The 21,594-nt window shown below is 36.1% G+C and carries 18 protein-coding genes; 5 read left to right on the plus strand and 13 right to left on the minus strand.

Annotated elements, in window-relative coordinates:
- Window positions 1-40 precede the first annotated feature (40 nt).
- The 7 genes from SJY09_RS07425 to SJY09_RS07455 all read right to left on the minus strand — a co-directional run bounded on the left by SJY09_RS07425 (window position 41) and on the right by SJY09_RS07455 (window position 6,686).
- Window positions 41-310 (minus strand): heavy-metal-associated domain-containing protein, encoded by a 270-nt coding sequence (locus tag SJY09_RS07425; RefSeq protein ID WP_396638319.1) that lies wholly within the window; start codon window positions 308-310, stop codon window positions 41-43.
- Between the two features lie 37 nt (window positions 311-347).
- Window positions 348-692: a rhodanese-like domain-containing protein gene (locus tag SJY09_RS07430; protein ID WP_396638320.1), complete on the minus strand. Its 345-nt coding sequence runs from the start codon at window positions 690-692 to the stop codon at window positions 348-350.
- Window positions 693-833: 141 nt separating this feature from the next.
- Window positions 834-2,243, minus strand: coding sequence for a rhodanese-like domain-containing protein (locus SJY09_RS07435; RefSeq protein ID WP_396638321.1), 1,410 nt, complete (start codon window positions 2,241-2,243; stop codon window positions 834-836).
- A gap of 133 nt (window positions 2,244-2,376) precedes the next feature.
- Window positions 2,377-3,792 (minus strand): rhodanese-like domain-containing protein, encoded by a 1,416-nt coding sequence (locus tag SJY09_RS07440; RefSeq protein WP_396638322.1) that lies wholly within the window; start codon window positions 3,790-3,792, stop codon window positions 2,377-2,379.
- A 60-nt stretch (window positions 3,793-3,852) separates the two neighbouring features.
- Window positions 3,853-5,589 (minus strand): SulP family inorganic anion transporter, encoded by a 1,737-nt coding sequence (locus tag SJY09_RS07445; protein WP_396638323.1) that lies wholly within the window; start codon window positions 5,587-5,589, stop codon window positions 3,853-3,855.
- Window positions 5,590-5,657: 68 nt separating this feature from the next.
- Window positions 5,658-6,290 carry a Crp/Fnr family transcriptional regulator gene (locus tag SJY09_RS07450; protein WP_396638324.1) on the minus strand — a complete coding sequence of 211 codons (633 nt, stop codon included), beginning with the start codon at window positions 6,288-6,290 and terminating at the stop codon, window positions 5,658-5,660.
- A 6-nt stretch (window positions 6,291-6,296) separates the two neighbouring features.
- Window positions 6,297-6,686, minus strand: a complete 390-nt coding sequence (locus SJY09_RS07455; RefSeq protein WP_396638325.1) for a DUF983 domain-containing protein — start codon at window positions 6,684-6,686, stop codon at window positions 6,297-6,299.
- 443 nt (window positions 6,687-7,129) lie between these two features.
- Between SJY09_RS07455 and SJY09_RS07460 the strand changes: the two genes are divergently transcribed.
- Window positions 7,130-7,519: a response regulator gene (locus SJY09_RS07460; protein ID WP_396638326.1), complete on the plus strand. Its 390-nt coding sequence runs from the start codon at window positions 7,130-7,132 to the stop codon at window positions 7,517-7,519.
- Window positions 7,520-7,576: 57 nt separating this feature from the next.
- On the opposite strand, the gene SJY09_RS07465 is transcribed toward SJY09_RS07460, so the two are convergent.
- Window positions 7,577-8,719, minus strand: a complete 1,143-nt coding sequence (locus SJY09_RS07465) for a response regulator (RefSeq protein ID WP_396638327.1) — start codon at window positions 8,717-8,719, stop codon at window positions 7,577-7,579.
- A 256-nt stretch (window positions 8,720-8,975) separates the two neighbouring features.
- Between SJY09_RS07465 and SJY09_RS07470 the strand changes: the two genes are divergently transcribed.
- Genes SJY09_RS07470 through SJY09_RS07480 form a run of 3 tightly spaced genes read left to right on the plus strand, consistent with a single transcriptional unit; the run spans window position 8,976 to window position 14,810 of the window.
- Window positions 8,976-12,068 (plus strand): hypothetical protein, encoded by a 3,093-nt coding sequence (locus SJY09_RS07470; RefSeq protein WP_396638328.1) that lies wholly within the window; start codon window positions 8,976-8,978, stop codon window positions 12,066-12,068.
- Window positions 12,068-13,294, plus strand: a complete 1,227-nt coding sequence (locus SJY09_RS07475) for a hypothetical protein (RefSeq protein ID WP_396638329.1) — start codon at window positions 12,068-12,070, stop codon at window positions 13,292-13,294. The genes SJY09_RS07470 and SJY09_RS07475 overlap by 1 nt, the downstream gene beginning before the upstream one ends.
- Complete coding sequence (locus SJY09_RS07480; protein WP_396638330.1) at window positions 13,287-14,810, plus strand: cellulase family glycosylhydrolase; 1,524 nt, start codon at window positions 13,287-13,289, stop codon at window positions 14,808-14,810. Before SJY09_RS07475 ends, SJY09_RS07480 begins: the two co-directional genes overlap by 8 nt.
- Before the next feature lie 63 nt (window positions 14,811-14,873).
- Here the strand turns inward: SJY09_RS07480 and SJY09_RS07485 are convergent, their stop codons facing one another.
- The 4 genes from SJY09_RS07485 to SJY09_RS07500 form a co-directional block, all read right to left on the minus strand.
- Window positions 14,874-16,109, minus strand: a complete 1,236-nt coding sequence (locus SJY09_RS07485; protein ID WP_396638331.1) for a glycosyltransferase — start codon at window positions 16,107-16,109, stop codon at window positions 14,874-14,876.
- A 2-nt stretch (window positions 16,110-16,111) separates the two neighbouring features.
- The gene (locus SJY09_RS07490) at window positions 16,112-17,395 is read right to left on the minus strand and encodes a sugar isomerase (RefSeq protein WP_396638332.1); all 1,284 of its coding nucleotides are present in this window, start codon (window positions 17,393-17,395) and stop codon (window positions 16,112-16,114) included.
- The gene (locus SJY09_RS07495; protein WP_396638333.1) at window positions 17,382-17,684 is read right to left on the minus strand and encodes an STAS domain-containing protein; all 303 of its coding nucleotides are present in this window, start codon (window positions 17,682-17,684) and stop codon (window positions 17,382-17,384) included. Before SJY09_RS07495 ends, SJY09_RS07490 begins: the two co-directional genes overlap by 14 nt.
- A gap of 188 nt (window positions 17,685-17,872) precedes the next feature.
- A complete protein-coding gene (locus tag SJY09_RS07500) occupies window positions 17,873-18,514 on the minus strand; it encodes a hypothetical protein (protein WP_396638334.1) in 642 nt (213 codons plus the stop codon).
- A gap of 211 nt (window positions 18,515-18,725) precedes the next feature.
- Here SJY09_RS07500 and SJY09_RS07505 point away from each other — a divergent pair, with 211 nt between their 5' ends.
- On the plus strand, window positions 18,726-20,786 hold the full coding sequence (locus tag SJY09_RS07505) for a tetratricopeptide repeat protein (RefSeq protein ID WP_396638335.1): 2,061 nt from the start codon (window positions 18,726-18,728) through the stop codon (window positions 20,784-20,786).
- A gap of 95 nt (window positions 20,787-20,881) precedes the next feature.
- Here the strand turns inward: SJY09_RS07505 and SJY09_RS07510 are convergent, their stop codons facing one another.
- On the minus strand, window positions 20,882-21,592 hold the full coding sequence (locus SJY09_RS07510) for a LytR/AlgR family response regulator transcription factor (protein ID WP_396638336.1): 711 nt from the start codon (window positions 21,590-21,592) through the stop codon (window positions 20,882-20,884).
- Window positions 21,593-21,594 lie beyond the last annotated feature (2 nt).

A 21,594-nucleotide genomic window follows, 5' to 3' on the forward strand; every position in this document is an offset into this window, starting at 1 on the left:
TTTGGTTTAATCTAACAAACCGGAATTAATTCCAGTATTACTATTTTGTAATCCTCCCGGCCGCACAGCTAATAAATGATTTCGCCTTATTGCCAATTCCGTTTTTAGAATCTATGGAAGGATAACCCAAGGATTTTAATTTCTCCTTGACCAATAGGGCATCTACAGAATCTTGATAGCTAAAAGAAACTTTGGCCATATCTAGATTTACATGGACATCAGAAATCGCTTTAATTTCGGATAGTTTAGCAGTTATGGTTTTGGCACAACCGCCACACTTTAAATTTTGTATTATGATAGAAGCTTTCATAGGATGATGTTTAGTTTTTGCGATGGTTTCAGAAATTCTAATTCCATTGAGCGTAACCACCTTTTAAATCATAGATTTTAGAAAAGCCCATATCAACTAATTTTCCAGCCGCTTTTTGACTTCTAGCACCCGACCTGCAATACAAATAAACGGGCTGTTCTTTATTCATTTTTTCAAATGCAACTTTAAAATTAGTTGCGCTAAAAAAATCAATATTCTGCGCATTTTTGATATGGCCATTAGCATATTCATTGGCAGTGCGAACATCTACAAGTTGAACGGTTTTACCCAAAATAGCATCAGCATAGGTGTTTTTATCTAAGATTATAATTTTATCAGAAGTTTCTTTTTTGTTTCCAAAAAGTGTGCTTAATAGTGACATATATTTTGTTTTAATAAAAATTAATTTTTCTAAAAAGGAAACGGAACCTTTGATAGTTCCCGTTTCCTTATCATCAACCAACCAAATTTTAATTGTTTTGTAGTTCTTTTGAAACTGCTTTGAACTTTATTCTAGGAACGCTTAAAGTGTTGTTGGACAAACAAACTCGGAGGCGGAAACACCAGCTTCCTTAATTGCCTTAAATCCACCTTTCACATCTATAAGGTTATGAATGCCTCTGCTTTTAAGAATTGAAACTGCTATCATACTTCGATATCCTCCTGCGCAATGCACATAAAATGGGGCATTACTCGGATACTCCGCCAAGTGCTCGTTGAGTTGACTCAAGGGAGTGTTGTTGGCAGTTAAAACATGTTCCGAAAGATACTCGCTCTTCTTGCGCACATCAAATACTGGAGCCTCATCTTGTTCCAAAACTAATTTTAATTCTTCTGCTGTCGCTTGACTTACCGTGTCATATTCCATAGCTTCCTTTTTCCATGCTTCAAAACCGCCTTCCAGAAATCCGAGGGTATTATCAAAACCAACTCTAGAGAGTCTCGTAACAGTTTCTTCTTCATTTCCTTTAGGAGTCACCAGAAGTATTGGTTGCTTAACATCGGCAATCAAAGCGCCTACCCAGGGGGCGAAATCCCCATTCAAACCAATAAATATAGAGCGGGGAATATGCCCTTTTGCAAAATCATCTTGATTACGAACGTCTAGAACAATGGCACCAGTCTCATTTGCAGCAGCTTCAAAAGCTTTTGGCGAGAGTGCTTTCGTTCCTCTTTCTAAAACATCTTTAAGGTCTTCATAGCCTTCTTTGTTCATTTTTACGTTCAAGGGGAAATATTGCGGCGGAGGTAACAAACCATCAATTACTTCCTCAATAAATTCTTCCTTTGTCATATCGGCCCTGAGCGCATAGTTCATTTTTTTCTGGTTGCCTAAAGTATCCACCGTTTCCTTCATCATATTCTTTCCACAAGCCGAACCTGCGCCGTGTGCAGGATAAACAATTACATCGTCCGCTAGGGGCATTATTTTTTCTCGAAGACTATCAAATAGAAAACCTGCTAAATCGCGTTCAGTTAGCTCACCCATTTTTTGGGCAAGGTCTGGTCTTCCAACATCTCCTAAAAAGAGTGTGTCACCGCTAAAAATAGCATGATCTTTTCCATCCTTATCCTTTAACAAGTAGGTGGTACTTTCCATAGTATGACCAGGAGTGTGAAGTACTTTAATTGTTACATCACCTAATTTGAACTCTTGATTATCGGTTGCGATTATAGCGTCAAACGACGGATTCGCATTTGGTCCAAAAACTATGGGCGCTCCGGTTTCTTTGGCTAGAGTGACATGGCCACTCACAAAGTCTGCATGAAAATGGGTTTCAAAAATATATTTGATTTTAGCATCGTCGAGCTTCGCTCGTTTGATGTAGGGCTGTATTTCTCGTAATGGGTCTATAATGGCAACTTCGCCTTTACTTTCGATATAGTAAGCGCCTTGAGCTAGACAACCTGTATAGATTTGTTCGACTTTCATTTTAATTGGATTTCATAATTCGAAGTAAATTTACAATTAGACTGTATCAAACACAGTAACATTGGTTACACACCAGATATCAAAAAAAAAGACCTGTTTTTAACAGGCCTTTTTAGTCATGATGTTTTAGGTTTTAAAGTAAGGTGGATGGACATACATATTCGGATTTCGGAATAGCTGTTTTAGCGATATCTGCAAATCCTCCTTTGACATCTACAAAATCATCCCAACCGCGTTGTTTTAAGATAGATGCCGCAATCATACTACGATATCCGCCAGCACAATGTAAAATGAAGGTTCTGTCTTTCGGAAACTGTGCCAGGTTTTGGTTGATTTGATTTAAAGGAACATTGATGGCTCCAATAACATGTTCAGAATCAAACTCGCTTTTCTTCCTTACATCTATAACTAAAGGATGTTCACCGCTTAGTTCTTTTTCTAAAACAGATACCGAAATACGATTGATGGTTTCAAAGTCTTTTCCGTGGTCTTTCCAAGAGGCAAAGCCATTTTTAAGGAAGCCGATGGTATTATCATACCCAACCCTTGATAGTCTTGTGATAGCTTCTTCTTCTTTATCAGGATAGGTGACAAGTAAAATTTCTTGTTTTACATCAGGTATCATTTCACCTACCCATTGTGCAAAACTTCCTTCTAAACCGATATTAATGCTGTTGGGAATAAAGCCTTTTGCAAAATCCTCGGCATTACGCGTATCGAGAACAAGAGCGCCGGTTTCATTAGCTGCCGCTTCAAATGCTTCTGGTGAAAAGGCTGTAGTTGCGCGGTCCATTACTTCGTCTAAACTATCATAGCCTTTGATGTTCATCAGAACATTTTGAGGAAAGTACCCTGGAGGTGCTGTTAGTCCGGTTAAGAGTTCTTCTATAAATTCCTCTTTAGTCATATCGGGCCTAAGGGCATAGTTCACTTTTTTCTGATTCCCTAAGGTATCGGTGGTTTCTTTACTCATCATTTTGCCACAAGCAGAGCCAGCACCATGGTTGGGGTATACAATTAAATCATCGCTTAATGGCATGATTCTGTTTCGGAGCGAATCGAATAAATGACCCGCAAGTTTCTCTTCGGTCAGTTCAGATACCACATGCTGTGCCAAATCTGGACGACCCACGTCTCCAATAAAAAGGGTGTCTCCTGTAATGATACCGTGTTCTTTTCCATTCTCATCCAATAAGAGATAGGTGGTGCTTTCCATAGTATGGCCCGGCGTGTGTATGACCTTTACCTTATAGTCTCCAATTTCAAATATTTGATTGTCTTCAGCAGTAGTAGCTTTATATCCTGGTTTAGCTCCTGGTCCGAATACAATCTCGGCATTTGCCTTTTTTTGTAAGTCTAGATGCCCACTCACGAAATCGGCATGAAAGTGTGTTTCAAAAACATACTTTATTTGGGCATTGTCTTTTTTAGCTCTATCAAGATAAGGCTGTACTTCGCGTAAGGGGTCAAAAACTGCAGCTACTCCTTTACTTTCAATGTAATATGCGGCGTGTGCCAAGCATCCGGTATAAATCTGTTCAACTTTCATAGGTATATATTTAAAATTAATACCCTAAAATTAGCAGACAGAACCCTACTGTACAGTAACTTATGTTACATTATTAAGATTTTTTGACTGTAAAGAAATTTTTTCTTCAATAGCTGTTTTTTCACTTAAGGTTCGGCAATGTTCAAGAGCTTCATGCGTCTTCACAAAAAGATTTTCTTTGCCAATATCATGAATCAACTTACTGGAATAGAGAATATCTCTAGTCGGTCCTATGGCACCAGTAATTATAAATTTAATATTTTTGGTTTTTAATTCGGAAATTAATTGGCGCATCATGTGAACCGCGCTACTATCGATATAATTAATAGCTTCTGCATTTAGAATGACATATTTAATTTCTTCTTCTAGTACTACTAGTTTTAATAATTCTTTTCTGAAATATTCCTTGTTCCCGAAATAAAGTTGTGCGTCAAAACGAACGATTAAAAAATCTATAAAAGTTTCAGTGTCTTCAGGAAATCGATTTATATTTTTAAAATAGTCTGTGTTTTTTATCCTTCCCAAGACCGCTATATGCGGTCTTGAAGTTCTGTAAACTAGCAATAACAGCGAAACTAAAACACCTATTAGAATTCCTTCTTTAATGCCTACGGTTAGTGTAATTAGAAAGGTTGCCAGTAAAAGAAAAAACTCATCTCTACGGTTTTTAAAAAGCTCTATAGGGTACTTAAAATCTATTAATCCGAAGACAGCTACCATAATAATTGCCGCTAATACAGCATTGGGCAGGTAATAGAATAAGGGGGTCAGGAACAAGAGGGTGAGCCCCACTACTAAAGCACTAATAATGGGAGAAACGCCAGTCTTTGCACCAGCCTGGTCATTAACCGCTGTTCTTGAAAATCCTCCTGTGGTGGGGTATGATTGAAACAGCGACCCGATAATATTTGAGGTTCCCAAAGCAATTAACTCCTGATTGGGGTCTACTTCATAATCATCGTGTTTTTCTTCAACTGCTTTTGCTACAGAAATAGCCTCCATAAAGGCGATTAAAGCAAGGGTTAATGCAATGGGCACAAGCTCTGAAATTCTAGAATAATCAATTGAAGGAACTCCAAAAGATGGTAATCCGCTGGGCACTTCTCCAACAATTTTTACGCCCAGTTCATTTAATCCGAAGGTGTAAATTCCAAGGATACCCAAGACCACCACGACAAGTGCTGCTGGAATTCCTTTATTAATTTTCTTAATGACTTTTAGTATTACAATAGCTAAAACTCCAATACCTAGCGTAATTAAATTCGTTTCCGTTATTGTGATAAACGCATTTTTTAACAGTATATGAACTTGATTACTTCTTTCGATATCTGTTCCAAGAAGATGTTTTAATTGACTCAAACCTATGATAATTGCAGCGGCCGAAGTAAAACCGCTTATCACCGGTTTTGATAAGAAATTAACCAAAAATCCCATTCTTAATAGCCCCAGACCCAATTGTATCGCTCCCATGAAAAGCGCCAAAAAAATGGCCATGGCCACATATTCATCGATACCCGAAATGGCAAGTGCACCTAAACCGGATGCTACTAACAGGGAATCCATGGCAACCGGACCTACGGCTAATTGCCTTGAGGTGCCTAAGATGGCATAAATAACCTGTGGAATTAAAGAAGCATAAAGCCCAAAAACTGGAGGGAGCCCCGCTATCATGGCGTAGGCCATACCTTGAGGAATGAGCATGATTCCAACGGTTAATCCTGCACTAATGTCTCCAGATAAATATGATTTCTTATAATTGGGAAGCCATTGAAATATAGGTAAGTAACGCTTAAGCATGAAAATAGATTTGATACCAAAAGTAGACTGATGCTAAGCCTTGCACAGTAACAATAGTTACAAAGAAACTATAAATCTAAAATCTTAATGTAATTGCGATGAAGTTCTATTTTGCCCATTTGCTCTAGCTTTTTTAGCAATCGTGATATGACCACTCTAGAGCTGTGTAGTTCATAGGCAATTTCTTGATGGGTGTTATGAATAGTATCTTCTTTGTTGATTCTTGCTTTTTCTTTTAGATAGCCAATTAAACGCATATCCATTCTATCAAAAGCAATACTATCCAAAGTGTGTAGTAATTCATTTAAGCGATTATGATAGCTTTCAAAAACAAAATTACGCCAAGATTTGTATTTGGCGGTCCACTCCTCCATTTTTTGAATGGGTACCATAATTAGCTTTGCATCGGTTTCTGCAATGGCTCTTATCTCACTTTTAGCATCACCCATGCAACAGGTTAATGTCATTGAGCACGTATCTCCTTTTTCAAGATAGTATAAAAGCAATTCGTCTCCGTTGTTATCATCTCGCAACACTTTTATTGCCCCAGAAACTAAAAGAGGCATTCCTTTAACATATTGACCAACTTCCATTAATTTAAAACCTTCAGGTACCTCTTTGAATGTACCTACCTGAACAATTTCATTTATTAATTCTTGTTCAAATTGATTTCCATACCCTTCTTTTAGTTCTTGTATCATAGAAATTTATTTGATGTCCTCTGCAATTTTTTTATCATACTTGAAAAAGATATTGGCCCATATTGATTTTGAAACCGCCGCTATATATGGTCCTGTCAATATCAATGCACTAACTATTAAAATAAATAAGGTTGATATTTTTAGGCTTAATCCAAAGATTAGGGTCAAGACATAAACGGCAACTGCTACCGCTATGCCAACACCATAAGAAACATACATTGAACCTGTATAAAAACTAGGTTCCATACTATATTTTAATTCGCATTTGGGGCATCTTACTTTCACCTTATTAAAATTACTCAATTTATAAGGGTTTGCCTCTAAAAATTCACCTTGGTGACATCTTGGACATTTTAGAAATAGGATGCTGTACAGTTTTGAACCTTTGCCGACCATGTTTTTTGAATATTATTCAAAATTAAAGCGTGGTGATCTCTATGGCAGTAACATTGGTTACATTACTCTTGAATCTCGTAACTGAAAAGGAAAGATTAAATATTATATTATCGGGTTAAATAATTTTACAAAAATTATTTTGTAGACTTCAAAAAGTCTATTTCTATTACTCAAAAGTTATTTCGACATAATTTCTATCATAATAGAGTTCACAAATCGTCAACATAAAGAGTGTATTTTAGCAGGTACTCTTCTCTGATTGGGCTGAGCAGAGTGAGTTCGAGTCCAAGCAGGTCACAAAAAGCCTTCCAAAATTTGAAGGCTTTTTGTTTAAATAAAGTCATATTTATAATCCTGCCCAGCTAGTTTCTTTAAAACTATAGTATCGTACATTTTCTTTTATGTAAGTTTTTTCTTTCTTTTGTAGTAGAATTTACACTAACATGAAATACAAAACTGTTATATTAATAGATGATGACCACATCATTAGATATGGCTTCAAAAGATTAATCAAAGATTTTTTTGCTTCGCAAGATATTTTAACTTTTCAACATGGAGGAGATGCTTTAGAGTATCTTACAAATATCGACTTCAATCAATTTGACAAAAAAATATTGATTCTTTTAGACCTAAACATGCCATTAATCGATGGTTGGTCTTTTCTTGAAAAGTTCAAAGAGAAAATATTGACTTATGGTGACATCTTCACTATTCATATTTTATCCTCAACTATTGATAGGAACGACATCGATAATATAAATCGTAATACGCTAATCTCTGGTCATATAAGAAAACCGCTCACTTTAGAAGAGCTAAAGGAGCTTATCGATTAATGTAGCTAACACAACATGTTTTACTCGTTTTTTATAGCTGCACTTAACTACTTTCTATTACTTATAGGTGTAAGCTATCTGTGCTAACTGGCCAACAATTTTGACAGAATCTTTCATAGAAAGTTTGGAACCGTCCGCATGAATCCATCTTTTTAATGGTTGCTCACAGATTAATCGTTTGGCCTCGGTCTTTCCATAATGTTTTCTCATCCTCATAAAAATTTCTACATCAAATAACCATTTCGTAATAAATTTATCCTTGAACATCAATGTGGCAATTTCTCTATCCATAATTTTAGCCCCGCACTGGGTATCCTTAAAAGGCATTCCAAGAATAGTCTGTATAATTTTATTAATGGTTAAACTTATAATTCTCCGTGCTGATTCTTTGGTTATGTTTGCCCCCATACGTGCAATTCTTGAACCACTTACGATTTTAAAATCTGATGTTTCTATCGTTTTCACTAAATCGTCAAAATCTCTGAAATCTGTTGATAAATCTGCATCTAAAAAGCCAATATAATCTAGTTGCGTATCTTTTACTAAATGTAGTGTTCCTTGTCTTACGGCCTCTGCTTTACCCCCGTTTTTCTCACAATCATAAATACTTATATTTTCTGGATTGCTCTGTCTTAGCTCCTCCAGAACTTCTAATGTTTTATCCGTACTTCCATCGTTTACAAAGCACAAATGATAACCAAGGTTTTGATGTGCAAAGTTTCTGAACTCCCCGCTTGAAAGTCTATCCTCCTCATTATAACATGGTATTACAACACCCACACAATTTTTTTGCAACATTCTACCCTCCTTCTTTTCACTAAAAATTGGATTAGTATTTTCAGGAGCACCTATTTTGCGTTTTATTCTAGCGGCCATCTCATCTAGACTTATAGGTTTTTTAAGGTAGTCATCAATTCCCAAAGTGAAACCGTCCATAATAACGTCTTCGTTGGTATTACCCGACATTACCATAATCGGAATTTTTGAATCTTTAATGAATCTTATATGTTTTACTACTTCAAGACCGGACATATCCGGCATATTAATATCAACAATCACTAAATCTGGAATAAAAGATTCAAAAAGGTCTATTCCCTTTTGACCTGTGTCCGCGGTACGAATGGTATAACCTAATTCTCTTAGTCTCTTTTCTACCGATAATAAAATCAATTGTTGATCATCAATGGCTAGTATTTTCATTTTATTTTAATTTTTTTTGATAAGGATTTCGTTATAAAATAGTGGTTCTTCGGTATAAAGTTATTTTTCTTAAGTTGATACTTTGGTTTAAAACTCTCACCGGCATAATACTATAGACGAATGGTCATTATCTTTAGATATAGTTACATTATATTTTTTCGTAGGTATTTTCCTTCAAATAACGTCTTATTTATGTTTATTATTGTACCAAAAACTAATTTTTCCCGTTATATCCGTGGAAGATTTTAAACATAAAATGGCCAAAAAAAATACCAACACCTTGCTTGTCGTTGCAATATTCATTGCTCTGGCTTTCCATGGTTCTAGTATTTTCTTCACTTTAGAGTCTACTTATGATGCGCTCATTCATCTCTTTTTTGCGGACCACTATGCAAACAGCTGGTTTGAGCCTTGGGATTATAGATGGTATACCGGGTTTACCGTTCAGGGTTATCCACCTTTGGTACATCAATCTATAGCGCTCTTGTCCTACATTGGGGGGCTTAAATTTGGCATGTTCAGCGTAGCGCTAGTTGCCATAGTTCTTTTTATAACCGGAGCATATAGGTTTGGTTTGTTAATGACCGCAAATAGAAAAGTTGCTGGTTACACTGCGCTCTTAGCTGTATTTTCATCGACCTTTGTAGAAACGCTTCACATATTTGGTCAATTACCTAGTATTGCAGCCTTGTCCATTCTACTGCATTCCTTCCCAGAAATATATCAATGGTTAAAAACAGGGAAACTAAGGTATTTTTTCACAAGTTTATCTCTTATTGCCGTCACGGTAACATCACACCATGTAACTCCAATCTTTGGAATGGTTTTCTTCATATTCCCATTAATTGGTATGGTTATTATGGATGTAGCACTTGACAAGGCAGGTACTAGAAAAAAAATTACATTCAAGGTATTCTGGAAATCATTCCGTAAACTATTTTGGAGAATTGTAAAATTCGGAGGGGGTTCACTTGTCCTGATCATAGGGTGTATTTTACCCTATTGGATAAATACCAAAAAGAATCCCATAACCCAAGTACCCATTCCTCACGGTTCTAGGGATAATTTCCTAGAAGTGACCTCATCAGGTTTGGTTTTCTTTATCATTCCCTGGGGTATATTACTATTTGTACTACCCTATCTATTTTACAGATTATATAGTAAACGTTACCTGTTTTTTGGACTTTCCTTTACCTTGTTGACCATTTTGGGCACAGGAGGTACAACTCCCATTCCTTTAAAAATCTTGGGTGAGACAGCTTTTAATATTTTAACACTAGACCGTTTTACCCTGTGGGCTACCATTATGGCGCTTCCTATTTTCGGAGAGTTCATGTACCGCATGGTAGAGGGAGATTTAAAAGCTAAACTTCAGACTCGTTTTGGTGCTGTATATCATAGAATTATGGGTGGATTGCTAACTGGCGGAATCCTATTCATGGTTATTTTTACCATGAGCTTGGGTTACTTTAGACCATCCCAACCACAAAAAATAAAAATGTTACCCATAGTTAATTTTTTAAACCAGGATCAACATGATCAGTGGCGTTATTTACCCTTGGGTTTTGGTGACCAAATGGCCTGGTTATCGGCACAAACAGGTGCAATGACCGTTGACGGTAATTACCATTCTGCCCGAAGGCTTCCAGAATTAACGACCAGAGCTATAGAACGTTTAGAAAATTCCAAGTTTAGAGGTGTTGAAGGTATAGGGTCCTTACAACAATTCTTGACCGTTCCGGAAAAATATAATTTAAAATATATCTTTTCTAACGATAAATTTTACGATCCTTTACTATTTTTCTGTGGTTGGCAACGCTTGCAGCAATTAGAAAACGGCATTATGGTATGGGAAAAACTTAATGTGCCCCCTTTACCAAAAATTTTGGCAAAAGATGAAGTCTCCACCACCCTGAAACTTATGTGGGGCATTATTCCTCTTGGAACAATTTTACTAGCTTTTATTTTTAATATTCAATCTATTTGGTACAGAGCCCTAAAGGCGAAGACTATAGTACCTCCAGACTATTTAGCATATTCCCAGAAATATAAAAACTTTCCTAAGGCACTTATAAATATTAATCTAGCCTGGGTCGGGATACTTCTCATTGCACTAATCTTGAGTTTGTACAGTTTCTATTTGACTACCTCAGAACAGAATTCTCCAGAGAATGTGCTTCGCTCCTATTATGATGCGCTAGATTTTAAAGAATTTGAAAGGGCGCATTCCTATTTAGATCCGGACGGAACCAAAACCCTGTCTCAATTTATGTTAGAGGTTTCCGTGACCGATGGTATATTAAGTTCCTATGCAAAGATGAACGCCATTAGTGTAGCCGTAAGCGAACAGACCCAGCATAGTGCTATAGCCAATGTTGGTATGCAATGGGTTACGCCTTTGGAAAAAATAGCTAGAAATCAAATACACGATTTGGTAAAAAAAGAAGGGAAATGGTATTTAGTACCTCAACAAATTGATACGGATATACCTCCGGACCAACTTTTCACCACCAATGAGACGCAATTTTATAATCATGGAAGGCGTAAAATAACTACACAACAAACGCACCATGAAGATGTCCTAAAACAACCAGTTCTAGAAGTATTAAGCGCTAAACTTGTTGAGCAAGCAGGGGAATATGTCATTATTGGAGAATTACAAAATGTAGATAATGTCCCGGCGGATGTGGTCATTACCGCATCTTTATATAATGACAAAGATGAAGAATTAGCAAAGTTCAACGCCAAATATCACATGAAGCATAAACTGATGCCTAAAGAAACCACCACATTTAAAATTCTTTTTGAAGGGATTGCATGGACTCATCCGGAAGAACACCTACCAAGCAGTTTCAATCCAGATGAATTCACTAAACTAAATTTAGAGGAAATACCAACAAAATTCAACCTACAATGTGCGGGTAATGTGGCCACAACAGACCTTTACAAATCAATTACCTTACAGCATTTAGAACATTCGGAGAACCGTTTAAGGGGTACCTTGTTCAACAACGGTATACAAGAGGTTACCATACCTCAACTACTTATCTCTTATTATGATGAAAATAAAGAATTGCTATGGGTTGATTCCGAATTCATGAGAGAAGGTGTTCGTGTGCAACGAAAGCAGTATTTTGATTATGAACTGTCAACCATACCAAAATTAAAAATATTGAAAAGTGGCTTAGAAAATTGTTTCGTAAACGGACTAGAAAATGAGCAAATAGCGGTTAAAATTTTTCCAAATAGAGATAATACCCATGGAGAAGAACTTTTACAACCCATGAAGGGTGATGGTTATGATTTTATAAAAATAGAACTTAACGGTTATATTGGTAATCCCAAATAATGAAGAAACTAATTTACCTCTTAGTCCTTTTAAATGTTCTCTCTTGTTCTAAAAAGAGTGAGGAAATACAGGATTATACCAATAACTCAATAGCATTGATCACGCAAAAAAAACAGTACAACGCAGGCTCGGATATATGCTTCACTTTTAATACATCTAAAGGAATAAAACCTCTTTTAGTGATTACTAATGTGCTGGGAACAAGCGTACTAAAGCCAACTAAAGAAACCAATAAACTGAGTTTCTGTTTGCCGCCAATGTATTGTAATAGAGCCGGCAAATTAAACTGGTCGCTAGTATTGGAAAATACGGAATTTAAAACGGGCCATATTATTATTTCTCCCGATCCTGGTACTACTTATTTGGAAACCTATTTTGGCCCTAGACAAATAACCGCTGGCAAAGAAGATTTTTCTATGTTAGTAAACATTCCTACAGATAGATATGATAATACCCTAGATAATGGAACTATGGTTACAATTAATAGTGAGTTCGAAGATGTATTTAACCAGTTTAAGGTTCCTATAGCAGAAAGCATTGCGTGGAAGAATATAAATGCTACCGAAAAATCTGGTCGCATTCTGGTAAGTGCTCATTGCAACGCGACTAATTCTAAACAACTTGCCACTATTGTGTATCCTGCAATGGCTACCGATTTTAAAATTGAATATCAAAGAGACCATTCTTTTGCGGATGGCAATCAAATCATAGAATTTCAAACAAGTGAAATTATGGACAAATTTGGTAATATAGTTAGTGATGGTACGCATATTAATTTTCTCATAGAAAACCAAAATGGAATATTCATGAATGCTACAGGCAACACATTGCATGGAAGAGCCGTAGCAAGATTATTACACCCTGAAGAACCTAACACATGGAAGGTAAAAGCATTTGTCACTGGGGCTGCAAAAAGTAATACCGTCGTTGTTGGTTTTAAAGCCGCAGTTGAAGATTATCCTATCAATTTTAATAAAGAGCAAAGAAAACTCTCTATAGGACCCTTGACAAGCTTTATGGAGCAAAAGGTAACTGATGGTTTTAGTATTCAATTGTCCATAAAGTCAGAAAGCAATATTATAAATGAAGCGGAAAAGCTATTCACTAAAGACGGTAAAGCTTCCTACATATTAGATGAAAATTTTTATCCTATCGGTACTTACAACATTACCGTTGAAGCTGCCGGAATTTCTAAGGAGCTATTGATAACCCTAGCAAATGAGTAAAACAAAAAACGCATATCGCATCTTTTTGATTTTATCCTTTATAGGTATTAACACCCTTATAATTTTTGGTATTGGTGCTATATTGTCCTATTTGAATACGGGAGCGGATAAATCTACGATGCTACACTTGGAGCAGGAAGTACATGAGGTTTATTTACCAAAGGTAAAATGGACGGATACCATCGGTGAAGGCAGGCCTATGAGCAAACAGATTTTGGGTGAAATTGAAAGAGATTACAAAAGAGCTTGGTATGTAAGAAATCTAGCATTTAGAACGAATGATATGCAAGGCTTAAAGGACTATTATACGGATAGTTCCTTGGTGAAACTAAAGCGCATATTAGCGTTCAACAAAGAAGAAGATACCCATGTACTGACCACTACACTCAACCACAATCCAGATTTAGAATTCTTTAGTGCAGACGGACAGTTAGTAGTATTCCAGGACAATAATGTTACGCGTTATTCTCAAACCTTTAAGAAAGATAAACTTCTATTTTCAAAAAAAGATACCACTAACTACCGTGTTATAATGCTACTGGAGGATGGCTTTTGGCGCATTAGACATCTATTGGAAGTCGAGCAGGATTCTTTACAAACAAACACCACGGATAAAATTGGTTTATCCCCAGAAGTTAAGCATATAAGAGGCGTTAACTATTATCCCAAGAATGCGGCTTGGAATATGTTCGGTGATAATTTTGATAGTCTTGCCATTAAGAAAGATATAAAGCTCATACAAGAAATGGGGCTAAATATGATTCGTGTTTTTATTCCGTATGAAGCTTTCGGAAAAAACAAGGTGGACCAAAATAAACTAAACCAAGTAGTTCAGGTACTTGATTTTGCTGAGGAAAGGGATATTAATGTCATGATTACCTTATTCGATTTCTACGGGAATTATGATATTACCGACTGGACACTTACCCACAGACATGCAGAAGTTATTGTCAATGCCATAAAAAACCATCCTGCATTACTTGGATGGGATATAAAAAACGAACCCGATCTTGATTTTGATAATAGAAAAAAATATAGGGTAACGGCATGGTTAGAGGAAATGATAGCCCAAATAAAAGAATGGGATACAGAGCACCCTATTACCATAGGTTGGTCTTCCGCGGAAAGTGCCATCAACTTATCTAAAAAAGTAGATATCGTTTCCTTTCATTATTATGAAGAATTAGGGCAGTTTACGGAAAAATATAAGGCGTTAAAAAAAATAGTTTCTGCTAACAAACCTATTTTTTTACAAGAATATGGCACCTCTTCCTACGGTGGTTTATGGAAAGGTTTTATGGGTAGTGAAAAAAAACAGGCAGACTATTATAACGAAATTCAGGGATATATTAAGCAAGAACAGCTTCCTTTCGCCTTTTGGGGTTTATATGATTTTGAAGAAGTTCCTGCATCTGTAGTTGGTAGGTTACCTTGGCGGAGAACACCTCAGAAATACTACGGCTGTATTGATACCGCAGGCAATAAAAAACTGAGCTATTCGGAATTGGCAAAATAGTCCAAAAAAAAGAGAGGCGACCCACCACGAGCCGCCTCAAGAATTAAACCTAACCAAAATAATTTAAACCTCTACATTGTCTTTTTCCATATATCGTTCTACATCTAACATGGAAAAGTCGGCCGTTTTTTGCTGTATTGCTATAAAGCAATCTATATACATCTGGGTAATTGTAGACATAGGTAAGGAGCATGCCGCCCTATAATTGGTTTTAGAAAGCAGTATTCTATTCTTATCATCTGTAAGAATGCGTTCTATGGCATCCGCTAAAGAAGAACTATCCTCTGCCTCAAAAAATTCTCCCTTATAACCTTCATCCTCCACTAAAGTTGCCAAATCTCCTAAATTAGGTAACACCACCGCCTTGCCATAGCTCCCGGCCTGATGTAAGACCCCAGAACTTCCGGTTGTAGAAGTATAAGGAAATACGCAGACCGCACTGTCACCAAAAATTACGGGAACATCTTCTTCAGCAACATAACCTGTAAAACGAAGTTGTTTTACATGCGCATACTTTTCCGCTACAGCCTCTAGATAACCCGGGGTATTGGGGCTATCTGTACCTGCAATGACAATTTCAATATCTTCCTGTGTACGTTTACGAATCTTTTCTACCGCTTCGATCATTACCTCCACTTTTTTATAGGTTCCGAACTTTCCAAAAGCCATCACCTGTTTCGGCCCCTTTGGCAAAGTATAATTGGGTTCAGGTGGAGTTTCAAAAGCTCCATGAGGTATTTGGACAACATTTTTCGCCTTATACTTATTTTCCAAAATACCGACATATTTATGTATGGTAACCGCGACCACATCAGATGCCAAAACAAAGCGGGTTAAACTGGTACCAATAAAACCATATATTCTTTGAAGTATTTTATTTTTTGTGAAACCTGCATTTTCCAGGTCTACCTTTTCCAAGATATTATGCAGTAAAGATATACAAGGAATTTTCTTCAGCTTACAGACAAAAGGTAACAATAGCCCCAATGCAGCGGGCACTTTTTTATCGCCAAATTTTAAAAATTGTAGATTAAAGAGAATAGCATCCGGTTTGGTTTTATTTAAGGTTTTATTAATTCTGAAAATGTTGGTATAACTATTAAAATCCCAGCTCTCTGCCACTGTAATTTTACAACCGGCCTCTTCAAAATTTAAATCCTTTTCGTCTAAGGTGTGGTCTGTTATCAATATGAGCTCATCTACCTCTGGTTGCAATCTAAAGTGTTTTACCAGATAATAGCCGTATTCTGTTAAGGTTACTTTACTGGGTGGGTATGCTGTTACAATTGCTAGTTTCATAATTAATTATTTTGGATAAGATTAGGTTCAGCCTTTAAAAGTTCTTTTTTGTTCTTATTATTTTTATAAACGAAATAAACAAGTTGAAATAGTAATAGAATGGCCATTGCTATAATCTGCACAACGACCACTTGTTCTAAACTATCATGGTACAACGCTATTAGTGCTATTTGTGAAAAGCCCAAGATTCCTGATATAATAACAGGAACATAATGGTCCAAGGATAAGTAGTAATAGGCAAAAATATTTGAGATAGCAAAGAGTGAGGTAGCTGTGGCATATTTCCAAAGTAAGCTTGAAATAGCTAAATAATCCTCACCGAACATAAGTTGTACGATAAGCTCGGGAAATAACCAGCATGCCGTTACTATTATTGTGGAAAGCACTCCGATAATCAAAACATATTTAAAGAGTACCGGAGCCGTGGATAAGCCATCCTTTTTGCGTTGCACAACGGTTGGCAGTAAAATCATAACAAACATCCAAGCAATAAAATACACCACTCGCCCTATTAATGCCAAGGAGGCGTATAGGCCTGCTTGTGTTGCCTCAAAATAATGTTTCACCATTAAGATGTCACTATTATTGATAATAATCTGGGTTCCCTCGTAACAAGCCGTGAGTACTATAAAAGTAGATACCAACTTAGTATTGGCTGTAGTTAATCTAGCGGCCCTGTCAAATCTAAAATTCTTTAGATCCGTAGGCAACATCCCAAAAAATAACGATATTAAAATACCCAATGCCACGATTGTAGCTGGGTCAAAAGGTAAAGCCCAAAGCAATAGAAGCGTAATACCAAGTCTGCTCCACATCTCTGTTTGATAAGTGGTGGCCAATTTATTAAATGCTAGTTTTCCTTGATAAATACCTCTATTAACACTCATGACAAAGTATATAGGAATACCAATGGCGAAAACAATGAACATGTTGGAAGATCTTGTTAGAAAAAGGTCTTGTAAACTAGAGGCCAGCATAATTAACAAAAGCATCGCAACACAACCACCCAAAAGCGCACCTTTATATATTTTAAAACGAAAACGAGCCCATTGTGTATCTTCTAATAACACCGCAAATTTAGCCGAGGCCAGTTGAAATGTCATTCCTACAAACGATAGTACAAGTAGAAGCGTAACCAAAAGTGCTGCTTCTGCGAACACCGCCGGCCCCAATAACCTTCCTAAAAGTAGATTGTAGAGATAATTACCTCCGTTAACCAGAAGCACGCTGAGCATAAATATTTGCTCTGATGAAATCTTTTTCCGTACAAGCTTATACACGGTCATTACTGAGGATATATCTAGTATTAGTTGTATTCATTATCTCAGAGATATAGCTATTCTCTTGACCGAAAATTGATATCACTAAATTTTCTAAACCAGCTTTTTTATACAATCCCTCTAACATAAAGGCACCACTGGCATCTAAATTCATAACATTTTCAATACTCAATAAAAGTCCCTTACCTGTTAATAATGAACTTTCCAAATATTTTTTAAGGTCCTGAGAATTTGTAGAATTAATACTACCTATAATCTTTAACATTCCGTTTACTTCCCTTATTTCTGTTGCCATAATTAATTTAATTTTGATTTAGGATATTACTATAATGCTAATTTTCTCTAAATATTGTAAGAATTTTACTATATTTTTAATTATGTGTTATTCTTTTACTTCAACATTAAGCTATGTTCATCTAGTAAAACCTGTTCTAACAACATCTATAATCTATTGAAAATCAATTATTTTCGTTGTTTTCTGAACTAAGAAATCGTTTTGCCTGCGCTACTATATCCAAAATATAAAATCTGTAATACGAGTAGTGTAACCATTGCCATTAGCTGCACATGAATAACTATATTTATTCCATTATGGAAGATTAACAGCATACTAAATTGAAATATCCCGATTACAATAGAAAAAAATAAGGGCGTAAATTGTTTTTGTAGAACGTAGTAATAACTAATAACATTAGAAACTGTAAATAAAAATACCCCAATTACATATTTCCACAGATAAGGTGCTATAAATACATTGCTTTCATATGTTAAGTTTTTAATAATGAATTGGGGTTGTAGAATACTTACCAATAATAAGGCGGTCCAAGCGACTAGACTATAGCGTACAAAACGATATATAATTGTACTTGTATAGCTTTTACTTTTGCTATTCGCTAAGGTGTATAACAGACTTAGAATTACTGCGGACCAAGCCAACTTACAAACAATTCCTCCAATTATAATTAATGCTTTAAATAATTGGGCATCCGTTCCCTCTAAGTAACTCTCCCTTACCCATGCAGAAATTTGGTTGTAAAGGTAGTAGCTTCCAAATAGGAGAAGCATACTACCTAAGTACAACCGTTCCGAGGGAACTTTCGTTACAATTGCTTTTATAGTAGTCATTTGTTTGGGTTTAAATGTTTTTCTGGAACAAATATCTTTGTTTAACCCTCTATAAAATGGCACCTGTAGGCAGATGGAAGATTACTATCGACGAGCAGCAGATATCCTACTTCCTACCTTCTAAGAATCCACATACCTTTACAAAAGCAACACAACTCTAATAAATATCTTATAATAACGTTATAAATTTGTAGTAATAATCTTACTATTTATGAATAAATACATCAATTACCTGTTTTTCTTTTTAACACTATCTTTTGTAAACGCTCAAAATAAAATGCAGCCAGGATTTCAGCTATTGGAAAACGGCAAGTTTGAGGAAGCGGAAACATTTTTTAAAACCTACCTAATAACCGACCCGGAAAACAAAACAGCACAGTTATGCTACGGCCGTGCAGTTGGTCTAAGCGGTGAACCAAAAAAAGCAACCCTCTTGTTCACAAAAATGTTAGAAACATATCCAAAGGATTTTGAAATACGAATTAATTATAGCGAATCATATCTATGGGCAAAAGACTATAAAACTGCCAAACCATTATATAAAGCCTTAGTAACTGATTATCCTAAGAATTTTGGCGCACTATTAGGGTATGCCAATACCCTAAGTAATTTAAAGGAATACGAAGCGGCACTCATTTGGGTAGAAAAAGCATTACTTCTGCAACCGGATAGCGAAAATGCCAAGGTCTCTAGAAAGTATATGTATCTGGGGTACGCTAATAAATTCGTAAGTAACCAAGAATACCTTAGGGGACAGCAACTTTTAGAGCAAATATTCAGCGATTTTCCTGAAGATAAAGATGCCTTACTAAACTTGGCCAACTTATATCTCATTACCAAGGACGTATCCAAAGCGAAGGGTATTTATAGAAGATATGCCACAACACCAAAAGATTCCATAATAGCTTTAAACGGTATAGTATTGGCAGAACATATCGGCGAAAAGGATAAAGAAGCTATGAGACTGGCGACGCTAGCAAAATCCAAAGTCAAGAAAATTAAGGATACACCACTTGTAGAACAAACCTACGATCGTTATGTACAAGCATTGATCTGGAATCAAAAATTCGTTAAAGCCAGAAAAATATTGGACAGTTTAGCACTTAAAAATCCTAATAGAAATTGGGTATTAGCTTTAAGAGCAACACTAGGTCTATATACAGGTGATTCAAAAACGAGCGTAAAAAGTTATGCTGCCATCTTATCGAACGACAAGTATTCGTTTGATGGCAACTTGGGTATTGCCAATGCGCTATTTGCTTCGGACCGTATTGTCCCGGCTTACAATGCTGCATTTAAAACACTAGAAATTTATAAAAATCAAAAAGATGCGACATCCTTTATTGCGAAACTTAATACCATACATACTCCGACTATAGAGGAACACGCTGCTTATACTTTTGATAATGGTAATAATAATGCTTTCTTTACCAATACCACCGTAGATGTGCCCCTATCAACAAAGTTTAGGACTACCCTCTCCTATTTGTACAGAACAACTGAAAATACGGTTAGCGGTAATAAGGCCAATTCGCATGTACTAGTAGCAGGCCTACACTATAAATTATTTCCTAAAGTTATGCTCAAAAGCATCGTGGGTCTTAACAACGCTCAATTTATGGATGATGCTTATACGCAGCCCGTCTTGGATGTTAAATTAGCCATGCAGCCCTTTAAAATGCAAAATTTAGAGGTTGGTTATCAGCGTGAGGTTCAAAATTTTAATGCCGACCTAATTGAGCGTGAAATAGTGTTGAACAATTACTCCCTAAATTATAATCTTGGCACAAACTTTAATTTAGGATGGTATACCCAAGTTATACATACACAGCAGAGCGATACTAATAGTCGTAATCTACTCTTTACGTCCCTGTATTATACCTTATTAAAAAAACCGGCATTAAAAATGGGAGTAAATTACCAATACATTACATTTAAGGAACAAGTACCCACTATCTATTTTAGTCCAGAAATATATCAAGCTCTAGAGATTTTTGCAGATATACGTGGTAATTTTTCCGAGAAAACTTCATATATGGCCAGTACCGCAACGGGGATACAAAAAGTAGAAGATGACCCGAATACTACCATTTTCAGGGCAGAAGCTAATGTACAACAACAATTTTCAAAACGTTTTAGTGCCAGTGTTTATGGGAAGTATAGTAACATAGCTTCAGCTACTGCAGCGGGCTTCGAGTTTACGGAGTTGGGAATAAAGTTGAAATGGTTACTCACCAAAAAACCTCTATTTTATAATAAACTAAGAAAGTAAACTACCGCGAGGCATTCTTTGGAAATGAATATTTAATTTCGAGGCAAGTCGAGGGATATTATACCCTTTGGCGGTTCTAATAAAAGTAGCATCGGTTATAACAAGTTTAACCTTCTCATAAGTTCTGGACGACTTGACCTGCTTATAGGAATTACCTTCTTTTCTATAAGCACACTGTTATCCTCAATATCAATTATTCTTGTGAAATTGATAATATAGGAGCGATGTATTTGTAGAAAGGTTTTCTCGGGGAGCTTCTCTTTAATCTTTTTTAATGTAGTATGTACGTGATAGGTTTTACTTTCTGTAGTAATATCGATATAGTCTCCTTTGGCCTCTACGAACAGCACCTCTGTTAACTTTAATTTTATTAATCGTCTATCTATATTTATATACAAGTCTTCCTCAACATTGGACGCTATAGAATTTCCTTGTTCTTTCTCCTCCTTATTTACTAACGCATTCTTTATTTTCTGTAGTGATTTCTCAAAACGAGGTTGGGTTATTGGTTTTACCAAATAATCTACAATGGCTTCATATTCATACGCTTCAATAGCAAATTCAGTATCCGATGTAGTCAAAACTATTCTTGGAGAATTTTTTAAGGTCTTTACAAAATCTACACCGCTAAAGCCCGGCATATGAATATCCAAGAAAACCACATCTACATCCTGTTGATTCAAAAATTTAATTGCATCTATGGCATTATTAAACTCGTCTACAACCTCTAAATCTTCGTATTTAGAACATAATTTATTAACAATAGCCCGGGCAGCAGCCTCATCGTCTACAATGATACAAGTCATAT

It is taken from the genome of Maribacter sp. R77961 (assembly GCF_044594925.1).
Lineage (GTDB): Bacteria > Bacteroidota > Bacteroidia > Flavobacteriales > Flavobacteriaceae > Maribacter.

Coding starts and splice junctions, on each gene's coding strand:
- SJY09_RS07425 (WP_396638319.1), bottom strand. CDS start 310: ATGAAAGCTTCTATCATAATACAAAATTTAAAGTGTGGCGGTTGTGCC.
- SJY09_RS07430 (WP_396638320.1), bottom strand. CDS start 692: ATGTCACTATTAAGCACACTTTTTGGAAACAAAAAAGAAACTTCTGAT.
- SJY09_RS07435 (WP_396638321.1), bottom strand. CDS start 2,243: ATGAAAGTCGAACAAATCTATACAGGTTGTCTAGCTCAAGGCGCTTAC.
- SJY09_RS07440 (WP_396638322.1), bottom strand. CDS start 3,792: ATGAAAGTTGAACAGATTTATACCGGATGCTTGGCACACGCCGCATAT.
- SJY09_RS07445 (WP_396638323.1), bottom strand. CDS start 5,589: ATGCTTAAGCGTTACTTACCTATATTTCAATGGCTTCCCAATTATAAG.
- SJY09_RS07450 (WP_396638324.1), bottom strand. CDS start 6,290: ATGATACAAGAACTAAAAGAAGGGTATGGAAATCAATTTGAACAAGAA.
- SJY09_RS07455 (WP_396638325.1), bottom strand. CDS start 6,686: ATGGTCGGCAAAGGTTCAAAACTGTACAGCATCCTATTTCTAAAATGT.
- SJY09_RS07460 (WP_396638326.1), top strand. CDS start 7,130: ATGAAATACAAAACTGTTATATTAATAGATGATGACCACATCATTAGA.
- SJY09_RS07465 (WP_396638327.1), bottom strand. CDS start 8,719: ATGAAAATACTAGCCATTGATGATCAACAATTGATTTTATTATCGGTA.
- SJY09_RS07470 (WP_396638328.1), top strand. CDS start 8,976: ATGGCCAAAAAAAATACCAACACCTTGCTTGTCGTTGCAATATTCATT.
- SJY09_RS07475 (WP_396638329.1), top strand. CDS start 12,068: ATGAAGAAACTAATTTACCTCTTAGTCCTTTTAAATGTTCTCTCTTGT.
- SJY09_RS07480 (WP_396638330.1), top strand. CDS start 13,287: ATGAGTAAAACAAAAAACGCATATCGCATCTTTTTGATTTTATCCTTT.
- SJY09_RS07485 (WP_396638331.1), bottom strand. CDS start 16,109: ATGAAACTAGCAATTGTAACAGCATACCCACCCAGTAAAGTAACCTTA.
- SJY09_RS07490 (WP_396638332.1), bottom strand. CDS start 17,395: ATGACCGTGTATAAGCTTGTACGGAAAAAGATTTCATCAGAGCAAATA.
- SJY09_RS07495 (WP_396638333.1), bottom strand. CDS start 17,684: ATGGCAACAGAAATAAGGGAAGTAAACGGAATGTTAAAGATTATAGGT.
- SJY09_RS07500 (WP_396638334.1), bottom strand. CDS start 18,514: ATGACTACTATAAAAGCAATTGTAACGAAAGTTCCCTCGGAACGGTTG.
- SJY09_RS07505 (WP_396638335.1), top strand. CDS start 18,726: ATGAATAAATACATCAATTACCTGTTTTTCTTTTTAACACTATCTTTT.
- SJY09_RS07510 (WP_396638336.1), bottom strand. CDS start 21,592: ATGACTTGTATCATTGTAGACGATGAGGCTGCTGCCCGGGCTATTGTT.